Annotated in this window: 10 protein-coding genes; 9 read left to right on the top strand and 1 reads right to left on the bottom strand. The window is 63.5% G+C overall.

Features of this window, described 5'->3' with window-relative positions:
• The first annotated feature begins 52 nt into the window (after window positions 1-52).
• From V5F63_RS14510 to V5F63_RS14470, 9 genes are all read left to right on the top strand, one after another.
• Complete coding sequence (locus V5F63_RS14510) at window positions 53-787, top strand: lytic transglycosylase domain-containing protein (protein ID WP_149578529.1); 735 nt, start codon at window positions 53-55, stop codon at window positions 785-787.
• Between the two features lie 190 nt (window positions 788-977).
• Entirely contained in the window at window positions 978-2,066 is a 1,089-nt protein-coding gene (locus tag V5F63_RS14505; RefSeq protein ID WP_012112611.1) for an IS110 family RNA-guided transposase, read from the top strand.
• A gap of 555 nt (window positions 2,067-2,621) precedes the next feature.
• Entirely contained in the window at window positions 2,622-4,361 is a 1,740-nt protein-coding gene (locus V5F63_RS14500; protein ID WP_012115977.1) for a relaxase/mobilization nuclease domain-containing protein, read from the top strand.
• A 24-nt stretch (window positions 4,362-4,385) separates the two neighbouring features.
• A complete protein-coding gene (locus V5F63_RS14495) occupies window positions 4,386-6,365 on the top strand; it encodes a conjugal transfer protein TraG (RefSeq protein ID WP_012115976.1) in 1,980 nt (659 codons plus the stop codon).
• Window positions 6,366-6,370: 5 nt separating this feature from the next.
• The gene (locus V5F63_RS14490) at window positions 6,371-6,799 is read left to right on the top strand and encodes a CopG family transcriptional regulator (RefSeq protein WP_394076410.1); all 429 of its coding nucleotides are present in this window, start codon (window positions 6,371-6,373) and stop codon (window positions 6,797-6,799) included.
• 58 nt (window positions 6,800-6,857) lie between these two features.
• A complete protein-coding gene (locus tag V5F63_RS14485) occupies window positions 6,858-7,418 on the top strand; it encodes a hypothetical protein (RefSeq protein WP_394004116.1) in 561 nt (186 codons plus the stop codon).
• Complete coding sequence (locus V5F63_RS14480; protein ID WP_394076408.1) at window positions 7,418-9,910, top strand: Hsp70 family protein; 2,493 nt, start codon at window positions 7,418-7,420, stop codon at window positions 9,908-9,910. Before V5F63_RS14485 ends, V5F63_RS14480 begins: the two co-directional genes overlap by 1 nt.
• Window position 9,911: 1 nt before the next feature.
• Window positions 9,912-11,312, top strand: a complete 1,401-nt coding sequence (locus V5F63_RS14475; protein WP_394004112.1) for an ATP-binding protein — start codon at window positions 9,912-9,914, stop codon at window positions 11,310-11,312.
• A gap of 225 nt (window positions 11,313-11,537) precedes the next feature.
• A complete protein-coding gene (locus V5F63_RS14470) occupies window positions 11,538-11,954 on the top strand; it encodes a hypothetical protein (protein ID WP_394076406.1) in 417 nt (138 codons plus the stop codon).
• Here the strand turns inward: V5F63_RS14470 and V5F63_RS14465 are convergent, their stop codons facing one another.
• Window positions 11,955-13,610 carry a pentatricopeptide repeat-containing protein gene (locus V5F63_RS14465; RefSeq protein ID WP_394076404.1) on the bottom strand — a complete coding sequence of 552 codons (1,656 nt, stop codon included), beginning with the start codon at window positions 13,608-13,610 and terminating at the stop codon, window positions 11,955-11,957.
• Window positions 13,611-13,741: the final 131 nt, after the last annotated feature.

Below are 13,741 nucleotides of genomic sequence, written 5' to 3'. Positions count from 1 at the left end.
CATGCCGCGGACGAGACTGTTTTTGCGCGCCTGTGATGGCGCGTGCGGACCGATGCGCGTGCTCATTTGCCCTCGTGCGCTGGTCCTTCTTCTCCTTTCCGGAGTGCTCTGCGGCTGGTCAATGACAGCCATGGCGGCGGAAACACGAGGGCCACAAAACCCGCCGTCGTCAAGCGATCGCTACGCCGACTTCATCGCGGAAGCGGTGGAGCGTTTCGACATTCCCGCAGCCTGGATCCGGGCCGTCATGCGCGCCGAAAGCGACGGCGACGCGCGCTCTACCTCGCCAAAAGGCGCCATGGGGCTGATGCAGATCATGCCGCAGACCTGGGCTGAACTGCGTGTCCACTATGGCCTCGGCGACGACCCCTACGACCCGCACGACAACATCATGGCGGGTGCGGCCTACCTGCGGGAGTTGTTCGATCGCTACGGCAATCCTGGCTTCCTCGCCGCCTACAATGCGGGGCCGGGCCGCTACGAGGCCTCTCGGAAGGGACGCCCGCTGCCCCCGGAGACGCGCGCTTACGTCGACAAGTTGGCGCCGGACATCGCGCGCGGCGAAGCCGAACCTTCCGCGCCGAAATCACCCTCTCCGCCGGCGGTCGAGACACCCTCCTGGGCTCAAGCTCCGATCTTCGCCGTGCAGCCAGTGCGCACGTCAGCGGCAGATCCAATGTCAACGGATCATGCTCAGCCGACACCTGACGTGCGCGATATCTCGGCCATCGTTCCGCAGTCTGCTGGCCTGTTCGTCGCCCGTGGCGGCTCTGGAGGCGTGCAATGACCACGACCGGGCTCATTCGCAGATTGGCGGGGCCTCTCGTGTTCAGGCGAGGGGCGGGATGGGAGACGCAGGACACAACCGTCCGATTGCCGCCCGTAATCGGCAGGACGGTTCCCCGCCGAAGAGCGCGCCACCAACAGCTTCGCCGCCCGGTAAAATCTCCCGCGTTACGCAACGCAGGAGGCGGGTGATGGACTTCTTTTGCGGGCTGGACGTGGCCATCGAGGAGACGGCGGTGTGCGTCGTCGATGATCGCGGTGAAGTACATCTGACGGTGAAGGTGGCGACCGAGCCGGAGGCGTTGCTGGCGGTGCTGAAGCCCTTCGTTGGGCGATTGAAGCGTGTCGGCCACGAGGCCGGCTCGCTGTCGCCCTGGCTCCATCCCGAGCTCAAGAAGCTCGGCCTGCCGGCGATCTGCCTGGAGACGCAGCATGTGCGGGCCGCGATGTCGGCCCAGCGCAACAAGACCGACGCAGCGGACGCCCTCGGGATCGCCCACATCATGCGCACAGGCTGGTTCCGCCAGGCGCACGTGAAGACGGAAAGCTGCTACCGGATGCGCCTGCTGCTGACGCATCGACGCAACCTGAAGCGCAAGTTCCTCGATCTCGAGAACGCCATCCGCCACTCGCTGAAGAGCTTCGGGATCAAGCTCGGTGGCACCTCGCGCGGCAAGTTCGACCAGGCGGTGCGGGAGGCGGTGGCCGACGATCCGCTGTCCTGCGAGCTCATGGACGCCATGCTGTCGGCGCGCGCCGCGCTGTGGAAGGAGTATTGCCGGCTGCACGATCTCGTCGTGAAGCTGGTGGCGCAAAGCGAGCTGTGCCGGCGCTTCATGGCGATCCCAGGCGTCGGGCCGGTGACGGCGCTCAGCTTCATGACGGCGATCGACGACCCGTCCCGCTTCCGCCGCTCGCGCGACGTTGCCGCCTATTTCGGGCTGACGTCCAGGCGATGGCAGTCGGGCACATCGATCGACGTGCAGGGGCGTATCTCAAAGGCTGGGGACTCTGATGTGCGCCGCGCGCTCTACGAGGCGGCATCGGGACTGCTGACCCGCTTCAAGGGCAAGGACAAGGTGAAGGCCTGGGGCCAGGAGATCGCCAAGCGCTCCTGCCATCGCAAGGCGTGCGTCGCCGTGGCCCGCAAACTGGCCGTCATCATGCACGCCATGTGGAGCGACGGCACCTTCTATCTCGGCGATCCGGCAGCGAGCACTGCCGACGCCGCGCAGCGGGCGCACACCAAGGATCGCAAGCTCCTGGGAGCCCACCGATGAGCAACTTGCTGACACGAGACATGCAGCGCGCCCGCAGCTGACGGACGCCATTCTGAACATGGAGATCCGCCCTCGGCGGATGAGGACCGATGCAGACCAGGACCGACGGAACGCACGTTATCTTGCCTGCGGCTGTGCCGATCGGAAGACGGCCGGACCGCGCTCGATTGCCTGTGACGATGCTCCGTCAATCCGATGGAAAAGTGCGCCGCGACGGTTCGAGCGCTGCCGACGTGCAGCCGGAACACCCCGTCGCAGAGCGCGGAGGAGTGCAAGGCGCATCGGAACTCGAAGCCCGCGAGCGGAGGCGTGCCGTGGCGAACAGCATAGTATATTCTCGCATCGGGAAGGATGAACGACGATGTCCGCAAGAGCAGTGGAAATACGACCGATTAGGAGGGCGAGATAAAAGGGCGCAAGGTGCGCTTCGGTCTGGCGGTTGTTTTTGTTTGGGAATTTCCGGCGCTTCGCACCTTGCGCCTCCGACTGGCAACTTGTCGCCGTGGCTCAAGTCTCTGGTTTTTCTGGTCTCCTCGCACCTTGCGGAGCCGAGCCATGGCCGATGAGCACGAGTTTCGCGTCCGGCCCGGCCGCATCCGCTCGTCCCGTGCCCAGAGGTCCCGTCCCTTCATCGCCCAGGCCCTCGCCGCGGCCCAGAAGGCTGGCGGGCACGTCTCCCGATCCGGCCGCATCTCGCCCGGCGCGCGCTCGCATTTCGGCCGTGGCCGGACGGCAAGCATCGTCGCCAACCGACTGCTCACTGGGCTCTCGCGCATCGTGGTGATCAAGACCCGCGTGGTCCGGCACACGGCGCGGGCTACGCCCCTCTCGGCTCACCTCAGCTATCTGCACCGGGAGGGTGTGACCCGGGATGGAGAGAAGGCCCGCCTGTTCGGGCCGGGCGCCGAGGAGGGGGATGGCCGCGCCTTCGCGGAGCGATGCGCCGACGATCGGCACCACTTCCGCTTCATCGTGTCGCCCGAGGACGCGGCGGACATGGCCGACCTTCGATCCTTCGCCCGCGACCTCGTCGGCCAGATGGAGACGGACCTCGGCACCAAACTCGACTGGGTCGGCGTCGATCACTGGAACACCGACAATCCCCACCTGCACATCCTGGTGCGTGGCCAGACCGACGACGGCCAGGACCTCGTCATCTCCCGCGATTACATCAAGGAGGGCATGCGCGCCCGCGCACAGGATCTGGTCACCCAGGAGCTGGGGCCGCACACCGACCTCGACATCCGCCGCGCCATCGAGCGGCAAGTGGAGGCGGAGAGGTGGACGCAGCTCGACCGTCAACTGGTCCGGGACCAGCACGAGACCGGCGTGATCGACGTCGCGCCCCATGCCGATCGCCAGCCGGACGGGTTCCATGCCCTGAAGGTCGGGCGACTGCGCAAGCTCGAAACCCTCGGCTTCGCCGATCAGGTCGGCCCCGGCCAGTGGGTGATCGACGAGAAGGCCGAAGCGACGCTCCGCGCGCTGGGCGAGCGCGGTGACATCATCAAGCGGATACACCGGGCCCTGACCGCGCAGGGCATCGAGCGCGGTACAGCAAGCTATGTGCTTTCCGGTGAGCGCCTCGATGCACCTATCATCGGCCGCCTGGTCGATCGCGGGCTCGACGACGAGTTGAAGGGATCCGCCTATGCCGTGGTCGATGGCGTCGATGGACGCACCCATCACATCCGGCTGCCCGACCTCGATTCGGCAGGCGATTGCGCTCCGGGCTCCATCGTCGAGCTGAGGAGGTTCGAGGATGCCCGGGGCCAACAGCGGGCCGCGCTGGCGGTCCGCTCGGACCTCGACATCGAGCGACAGGTCACGGCAGCCGGCGCCACCTGGCTCGACCGGCAGGCGCTCGCCCGCGAGCCCACCTCCCTCTCCGACAACGGCTTCGGCGGCGATGTGCGGGACGCCAAGGACCGCCGTGCTGCACATCTGGTCGCCGAAGGCCTCGCCCAGCGTCAGGGCCAACACATCGTCTTCGCTCGCGACCTCATCGAGACGTTGCGCCGGCAGGAGATAAGCGCACTGGGCGAGCGGCTCGCCGCCGGGAACGGGCAGCCTTTCAAACGTGCCGGGACTGGTGAGTACGTCACCGGCACCTATCGCCAGCGCTTCGCCCTGGCCTCAGGCCGCTTCGCCATGATCGACGACGGCCTCGGCTTCCAGCTCGTGCCCTGGACGCCCTCGCTCGAGAAGCAGCTCGGCAAGCACGTCTCCGGTGTCACCCGGTCCGATGGTGGCATCGACTGGTCCTTCGGCCGCAAGCGCGGCCTCGGCCTCTGACCTCAAGCGCAAAAGGACCGCCGCATGTCCGCGACCAAGATCCTCTGGGGCCAGATCCTCGCAGTCTTCGCCATCGTGCTCGCCACCACCTGGGGGGCGACGGAATATGTCGCCTGGCGGCTGGGCTTCCAGGACCAACTCGGCTCACCCTGGTTCGTGCTGGGGTACTGGCCCGTCTATCACCCGCCGGCCTTCTTCTGGTGGTGGTATTTCTACGATGCCTATGCGCCGGAGATTTTCACAGAAGGCGCCTTCATCGCGGCCTCGGGCGGGTTCCTGTCCATTGCGATCGCCATCGGCCTGTCGGTCTGGCGGGCCCGGGAGGCGAAGCGGGTCGAGACCTACGGTTCCGCCCGCTGGGCCGAGCCGGACGAGATCCGTTCAGCCGGTCTTCTCGGATCCGACGGGGTAGTGCTCGGCCGCCATGGAGGGGACTATCTGCGCCATGACGGGCCCGAGCACGTCCTGTGCTTCGCGCCCACCCGGTCGGGCAAGGGCGTGGGCCTCGTCGTCCCATCGCTCCTCACCTGGCCAGGCTCTGCCATCGTCCACGACATCAAGGGCGAAAACTGGCAGCTCACCGCCGGCTTCCGGGCACGGCACGGGCGCGTGTTGCTGTTCGACCCCACCAATGTGAAATCGGCCGCTTACAATCCGCTGCTGGAGGTCCGCCGCGGGGAGTGGGAGGTCCGCGACGTCCAGAACATCGCCGATATCCTGGTCGACCCTGAGGGCTCACTGGAAAAGCGCAACCACTGGGAAAAGACCAGCCACGCTCTGCTCGTCGGCGCCATTCTCCATGTGCTCTATGCCGAGCGCGACAAGACCCTCGCCGGCGTCGCCGTCTTCCTCTCCGACCCCAGGCGCCCCATCGAGGCGACACTCGCCGCCATGATGACGACGCCGCACCTCGGCGAGACGGGTCCTCATCCGGTGATCGCCAGCGCGGCACGGGAGCTTCTCAATAAGTCGGAGAACGAGCGCTCCGGCGTTCTTTCCACCGCCATGTCCTTCCTCGGGCTCTATCGCGATCCGGTGGTCGCCAAGGTGACCCGGCGCTGCGATTGGCGCATCGCCGACCTTGTAGCGCACCGGCAGCCGACCACCCTCTATCTCGTCGTGCCGCCGTCCGACATCAACCGCACCAAGCCTCTGATCCGCCTGATCCTGAACCAGGTCGGGCGTCGCCTCACCGAGGACCTGCAGGCGAAGGCCGGCCGCCATCGGCTCCTCCTGATGCTGGACGAGTTTCCGGCGCTGGGGCGGCTCGACTTCTTCGAGAGCGCCCTCGCATTCATGGCGGGCTACGAGCTCAAGAGCTTCCTGATCGCGCAGAGCCTGAACCAGATCGAGAAGGCCTATGGCCCGAACAATTCGATCCTCGACAACTGCCATGTGCGGGTGAGCTTTGCCACCAATGACGAGCGCACCGCCAAGCGTGTCTCCGACGCCCTCGGCACCGCCACCGAGATGAAGGCCATGAAGAACTATGCCGGCCACCGGCTCTCGCCCTGGCTCGGCCACCTGATGGTGTCGCGCTCGGAGACGGCCCGCCCGCTCCTCACGCCGGGTGAGGTGATGCAGCTTCCACCCGCCGACGAGATCGTCATGGTCGCCGGCACGCCGCCGATCCGGGCGAAGAAGGCGCGGTACTATGAGGATGCGCGCTTCCGGGAGCGAATCCTGCAGCCACCTCTGCTTGCAGAACCCAACGAGCAGCGCGCCGACGACTGGACCGTGTTGCCGTTGCCCGCACCCTCGCAACTGAGCCTGATGGTGCAGGGAAGGGATGATGAGGACACGACCGGGTCGGAGCGCCGACACCAGCCGGAGCTGGCTCGGGTGGCTTCGGTCGAGGAGCTTGCATTACCGCAGAACGAGTTCGAGATCGACCTCGCGGACGAGAGTGAGGACGACGTCGCCCGAAACAGCCGCATGACGCGCGTCATGCAGGGTGTGGCGCGTCAGGTCTCGCTCGACCCCCGCGACGGCATGGAGCTGTGACGGCGATGGCTCCGCGCAAAAAGAAGGCGCAGATCACTGTCTATCTCGAACCGGACACCATGGCCTTGCTCGCTGATTACGCTGCGCGCCGGGACCAGCCTCAGTCGCTGGTCGCCGAGGCTGCCATCGCATCGTTCCTGTCTCCCGACGCCGCCGAACGACGCGAAGCCGCGATCGCCAAGCGCCTGGATCTGCTGGACAGACGGATGACGCGGATGGAGCGCGACGTCGGCATCTCGGTCGAGACTTTGGCCGTGTTCATCCGTTTCTGGCTCACCACGACGCCGGCCCTGCCCGAGCCCGCGGCCCAGGCAGCCAGGGCCAAGGCGGGGGAACGCTATGAGGCCTTCGTCGCCGCGCTCGGTCGGCGCCTCGCGAAGGGACCGAAGCTCATTCAGGAGGTTACGGAAGACCAAGCCGCTCCCACACCGTGACTGCGAGCACTGTGCGCCAGGAGCGCGCCTTGGCAGAGGCTCGCTTGAAGACCCGCTCGTGCCAGAGAGCAGCCTTGATACAACCGACGAAAAGCGCAGAAAGGGCAGTCTCTCAACTTACGGCCCTAGCGCCAACGTCAAGGATGCTGATAGGGAGTTGCGGCGGAATTCGCATCCCATACAATTTGCGCGTGAAACTCGCTGCACTTGGATTCAGGACGATCCAAAACTATCTCGTAATACGGAAGAACCAATGGATCCCAATCAACCGGCCAATCGCGCCGAAGACGCGCTCTTGGAGCTCGCGCTGGAAAGCTGGCGTTTCCAGCGGCTCTTCGGAAGAGCCCTGGCTAAGTTGGATCCGATGGAGGCGTCGCGGTTCACGAACCAGCATAGATATTTCATCTGTAAGGTGGAAAGCTGCCTCGAAGCGTCTGGCATGCGCTTGGTGAACTTGGAAGGTCAGCAATACGACACCGGCACAGCCGCGACGGCGCTCAATATCGACGAGTTTGGACCGGAAGATACGTTGGTCGTCGCTGAGACCATCGATCCGATCGTGATGAATTCCTCCGGCCTGCTTCGCATGGGTACGGTCAGGCTGAAGAGAGTGGGATGATGAGCTATTACGTCGGCATCGATTTGGGCACCACGAACAGCGCGATCTGCTCCTACGACGGTAAGATCGTCCACCTCTACAAGAGCCCGGAGCAGAATGACGTGACACCGTCCGCGATCGCGATTGACCGGCGCGGCAATCGTTATGTCGGGCAGCGGGCCTACGAAAATGCACCTCGCAACTCGGACAGCACCGCGATGCTGTTCAAGAGGCTCATTGGCACGTTGACTCCGATCAACCTACCCGCGGTAGGGATCGCGATGACGCCGGAGGAATGCTCCTCCGAGATCCTGCGTACCTTATTTGGATACCTTCCAGAACATATCCGCAACGACGAGAACGTCGCCACCGTCATCACCGTGCCCGCGGCCTTCAACCAGATGCAGAAGGACGCTACGATCGAGGCCGCGCGTGCAGCGGGGCTCGGCAAGGTGGCGTTGATGCAGGAACCCGTCGCCGCAGTGATGAGCGTCATGCGCAGTCGACAGGGTGATGGCATCTTCCTGATCTACGATCTCGGCGGTGGCACCTTGGACATCGCCATCGCCCAAAGCATCGGCGGACGCGTGAGCCTGCTCGGACAGGGGGGCATCCAGATGTGCGGCGGCCGCGACTTCGATCGCATGATCGTCGATAATCTCGTCATGCCATGGCTCCAGGGGACCTTCGAGCTTCCGGAGGGATTTGCGACCCGTTCCGAATATAAGCTGCTCCGGCGCGTTGCCGAGCGAGCGGTGGAGAAGGCCAAGATCGAGCTGTCCAGTCGCGACAACGCGGTGATCGGCGCTCAGGAGACCGAGTGCGGGTGCAGGGATCTGGCGGGAACCGAGATTTATCTCGACGTCAACATCACCCGAGATCAGTTGGGCGGCCTGATCGAAGGCAAGATCAAGGAGTCTGTCCAAGCGGCGCGGGACACCATCGAGCATGCGGGTCTGACACCACACGACATTGAACGCATCGTCTTCGTTGGCGGTCCCACCCAATACAAGCCGCTTCGCGAGCGCGTCGCATTCGAACTTGGCATCGCGCCATCGACGGACGTGAACCCAATGACGGCGGTCGCCACCGGAGCCGCCATCTTCGCCGAGGCCATCGACTGGAGCACACATAGCCGAGGCCGCAAGAGTTCGAGGGGGACTGTCAGTGTCGGTTCGACATTGGACCTGACAGTGAATTACGTCGCGAGAACCCCTGACCAGAAGGCGAAGATTGCGCTGAAGCTCGGATCCGCCGCGGCGCCTGGCTCATCGTTCCAGGTCGACAGCTTGGACACCGGCTGGTCCTCGGGTCGTGCGGAGATCAAGAATGGCGCCATCATGGAGGTGCCACTCTCAAACCAGGGCGAAAACACCTTCAAGATGTTCGTCTTCGATCCCGCAGGAGGCCCGCTCACGCTGGCGCAGGATCGCATCGTCATCACGCGGACGGCCGCCACCATCGACGCCATCCCCGCCTCTCATTCTATCAGCGTCGAGGTTCGAGACACCATCAGCGACGTCGCCAAGCTCCATTATCTCGTGAAGGCCGGTGACCAGTTGCCGGCCCGAGGCGTCCAGCGCTTCAAAGCGACCGAATCGCTCCGCGCTGGCACACCGGGCTCGTTGAAGTTCAAGATCTGGGAGGGCGATATCGATCACCCCGTCTCGGACAATACCTTCGTCGGCCTGTTCGAGGTCTCTGGTAACGACTTCGACGACGGCGTCATTCCCGCGGGTGCCGAGCTCATTCTTACCTATGAGATTGGCGACGGCGGAAATATCGATCTCCAAGTGGAAATCCCTGCCATCGGTGGGGCGTTCCAGAGCAACAAAAACTTCTATTCCCGCGCCTCCGGAATGATCGATTACAGCCGAGCCGCCAAGCGCATTCTGGACGATGCCTCCAAGGCGGCCGGACAGCTTGCTGATATCTCCGCCAAGATCGACGATCCTGCACTCTTGGATGCGCGAGAGAAGCTGGAGCTAGCGGCTGCAATCAACGAGCAGGAGACTGATCCTCACGTTGCCAAGCAAGCATTGGAAAATGTCCAGAAAGCCAAAAGCCTGCTGGCTTCCGCTCGCAAATCAAACTTCCGTGTCATCCGTCGCATGGAGTTGGATCGCCTCGTTGAGTTCTTCCAGGAAATCAAGCCCGTGGCGAAGCCGGCGGAGATCAGCTCCTTCGAGGCCTTGCACGCGGCCACGGAACGCCTCATCAGCACGCTGGGACATGCGTTCGAGGCCAACCTCCAGGAACTTCGCGGAAAGATAGGCGCGATTCTCCGCCGCCAGGATTGGTTCATCGTGGACCGCTTCAAGCTCTACGCTTCCACCCCCCATCTATTCACCGACGGGAAGATGTTCGAGCGCCTCGTCGCCGAAGGCCTCCGCGCGATCTCCGCGAATGACGTCGAGAGGCTCCGAGCGGTGCTTCAGGGCCTCGACGGGATCAGGATCATCTCCGCGGAGGCGGACGATCTCATAGCGACCACCAACATCGTGTCGGCCTGACATGCCCCTGGATGCCTGGCTCCCGATCGGCTTCGACATCGCTGGCCGCGCGAAGGCCGGTAGCGTGCTGCTATCCGGAAAGGACTGGCAGATCGTGAAGGCGGACGGCGAGGATCGGTTGCTCCTGATGCGCGGCGAGCTGCTCCGAGGCTGGCTGGGGAATAGGCTTCTCGACGAAGCCGATGTGCTGAGGATCCGGTTCGGCTCCAATGAGATGGGCGCTATCCTGAACGAGCCTTCGTTTTCGCTGGCGCCGCTCGATCAGTGTGCTTCGCCACGAAACAAGGTGGAAGCACTGTCGTTCGCGACCTCCCTGCGCGAGACTCGCGTCCGCTATCCGGATGGCTCGCTTGGACACGGGCTCTACGTGGAAAAGCTGTCGCGGATACTTCCGGCATGTACCGAGGATGCGCTCCTGGTCGACGAACTCGTTTTAGGCTCGTGGCTGACAGGAGGGCTGCGCGTGTCGGTCAATCCCATGTCCGGGATTCAAAACCTGCTCTCGTGGATGTCCGTTGAGCAACTGGCCGACGTGATCCGCGCGGCCGGGTTGGAACCCACAGGCGCTATTCCGGTCCCAAGCAGCGGTATGGACGACGTTTCGATTGCACGGAGCGAAGGGAATGGGGGGACCGAGGGACGTTTCCGCCTGCCGGGCCGCTCAGCGCTTGAGAACTTTTTCAACGACCACGTCGTCGACATCGTGCACAACCGATCCCATTACGCCGCACTCGGCATCGAAAATCCAGGTGCAATCGTTTTAGAAGGGCCGGCGGGCTGCGGGAAGACGGTCGCCGTCGAGCGGCTCATTGCCCACCTCGGCTGGCCGTATTTCGCCGTGGACGCGGAGAGCGTCGCGAGCCCCTTCATTCACGAGACCAGTCGCAAGGTGGGACAATTGTTCCAAGCCGCGATCGCCGCGGCGCCCTCCGTGATCGTGATCGACGAGATGGATGCGTTCCTCTCAGAGCGCGATGCGGGCGGCGGTCAGCATAGGATCGAGGAAATCGCCGAGTTCCTGCGAGCGATCCCAGAGGCAATCAAGGCGGGCGTGCTTGTCGTCGGGATGACAAACCGCGTCGACATGATCGATCCTGCGGTCCTTAGGCGCGGTCGCTTCGACCATATCGTGAAGGTCGATTATGCCGAAAAGACGGAGATGCTTGATCTATTGCGGACGCTCCTCGAGGGGGTGCCGCTCACAGAGGACGTGACCCTTGAAGTCTACGCGTCCCGATTGGCTGGGCGGCCGCTTTCCGACACCGCCTTTGTGGTTCGGGAAGCCGCGAGGCGTGCCGCGCGCGCGCGTATGGACAAGATAGACGACACATGCTTCGCGAATGCCATTAACGCTCTGCCGCAGAGCGGCGAGCCTCCGAAGCCGCGTGTTGGTTTCCTTTAGGAGGTTCTGGTGAGCGGTATAAATCAGGAACCACCTCGAGGCTTCGCAGGGCTGGCGGCTTTGGCTTCGACAATTTCCCCAGAGCCGACGCTCGAGCCGCGGCTTGCGCCGAGCGCCGAAACTGTCGCCAAGCCCTCCGATACTGCGCCCTCGAAGTCGTGGTCTCCTAAAAGCGATACTCCGGCAGGCCCGGGGTTCTGGACTGGAAGCCGGAGGACGTGGGCGGTGGTCATCGCCGCCGGCATTTGCGTCGTGGTGTATCTAAACTCGGGGCCGCAGTCCTCGAACTACGCGCCGCGACCCGCCAGTAAGCCGACGGCGCCGGCCAATCCGCTACCAACGTCGGCGCGAACTTCCGAGCCGATGAAGATTCCACCGGTCGGTGAGACCCAGCCCCTATCTCTCGGGGAGATCAAGTATTGCCTTGCAGAACGGATCCGAATCGAGCGCATGCAGACGATCATCGACCGCACGCGTGACACGCATATTCGAAATTTCAACTCCCGGGTCGATAATTACAACGCCCGCTGCGCCAGCTATCGCTATCGCCAATCGGACATGACGGTCGCTCGTTCGGAGGTCGAGGCGATGCTCCCGACGCTTCAATCGCAGGCCGCCGAGCAGGTCGGAGGTTGGCACTGATCAGTTGAACATCTCAGAAATCTTGTCCTTGCCCGTGTTGAAGAAAGCACGAATAAGGTTTTCGAGGACGGGAATGTTGTCGTCGTTCTGGTAGGACATGCCGACATAGACCTTCTTGTCGGTCCGTGAGCCGATGAAGAAGCTGCCGTCCTGTGACCAGATGTTGACCTGATGCCAGCTCAGAACCACGGGCTCATTCGAGCCGAACATCTTATGCCGCACCAAGGTGACGCCGTCGTCGCGCACGATGGCCCCCCCGAACCGCATCGCTTCCCCTGCCCGAAGCCTGGCTGCGGCTTCAAGCAGTAATCTGACACCGATCGCCCGCCATATGCGATCGACGAGGTTTCCGTAGATATCGTTCTTGCGGGTGTTGATGGTGAACGATGAGCGGCGGTCACCGAGCATAATCACGTAGGCCGTGCCGGTGGGGATGCCGTTAACCGAGTGCCGCGTCCCGCCCCATCTGAGCCGCGTGACCGCGTCGAGGGCGATGCGATTGTTTTGCCAGGATACACCGTCGGGCGAGATGCTCACCTTGTCCTTGAACATGGCGCCAATCTCGGCGCTGTAGGTTATCTCCCTCTCGAACTCAGCGCGCTCCGCTTCCGACTTCTTCTTACCCTTCTCGGCCTCCTTGAGGTAGGCAAGATCCTGCGCGACTTGATCGGCGACGGTATCCAGGAGACCGAAGTGGTCGTTCAGAACGACGGCGATCCGAGCCGGCGCGTCGACAAAGCCATGTTCGTTGTGGAGTGTGATCGCTAGCTCGCGGATCACGATAGCCAGGTTATGGGTCGCGACATGGTCGATGCCGTTCGTCTTCGCCACGAGCTGGGCAGGCCCGACGATCTCGTTGAAGTTCGTCGCTACCTTCTTGATCTCCTCGATCACGGGGATGAGGTGCGCCTCCCCAAAGTCCGCCAAGGCAACACCGCGTTTCACGAGCCTCTCGACGTTGGAGCTTTCGGCCTCAATGAACCCGCGCAGCTCGAACTCGTAGGAAGCAACGATCTCCTGAATGAAAGCAGGCGCGTGCTCACTACCTTCCTTCGTACCCTTCTGGACCACAGCGTCCATCACCTTCACAAGGGTTCGGCTCGGGAGCCGGTCAAGGATATAGTTGATGGCCTTTCCGTATTCGCCCTTCCTGGCTTCGAACTCCTCTAGGACCGCGTCCTCGTCGCGGACGGGAGGAAAACCAGCGACCGAACGATCCTCGTTGATGTCCCGCAGCACGTCGCCGAGATCGATGTCCTCCACGGCCAAGGCTAGCCGATAGAAGATTGAGGCGGCCTCCTGAGGCGTCACTGTATCTGACTTCGACTGTGCGAATGCCGAGAGGACATTCGCGCGGGCAAGAGGGGGCAGTTCTCCAGTAGCTTTGTGCGCCGTGGTCAAGAGGTTCTCGATGACGGCCGTAGCCTTTTTGGGGGCGACACCGGGCAGCCATCCCATTTCCGCAGCAAGTCGCGTACGGATGTTCAAAAGGGCGGATTGCGCCTTCTCGGGCTCATCACCATCCGCGACCAACGCAACCTCGTCAGCCAGTTCGATGAGACGGCTGCGGTTGTCCCTGGCTGTGGCGCCCAGAATGGCGAAGGGGTTCCTCTGGAGCGAGGTCTTCGTCGACAAGGCTTCCTCTATGATGATCATCGGCCGTAGGGCTCCGAAGGCGCGTCAGAAATTATGCCGGCGATCGCTGCAGGACTAGCAATTCGACGTGGCCACGCCAACGTATCCTGCACGACCGGAGATTGCACGATGGTCCATAAAAAGCCTTCGCC

The sequence above is a fragment of the Xanthobacter wiegelii genome, from assembly GCF_043193855.2.
In the GTDB taxonomy this organism is placed as follows: domain Bacteria; phylum Pseudomonadota; class Alphaproteobacteria; order Rhizobiales; family Xanthobacteraceae; genus Xanthobacter; species Xanthobacter flavus_A.
Note: the sequence above shows the minus strand (reverse complement) of the source record. Positions and strands in the feature narration are given on the sequence as shown.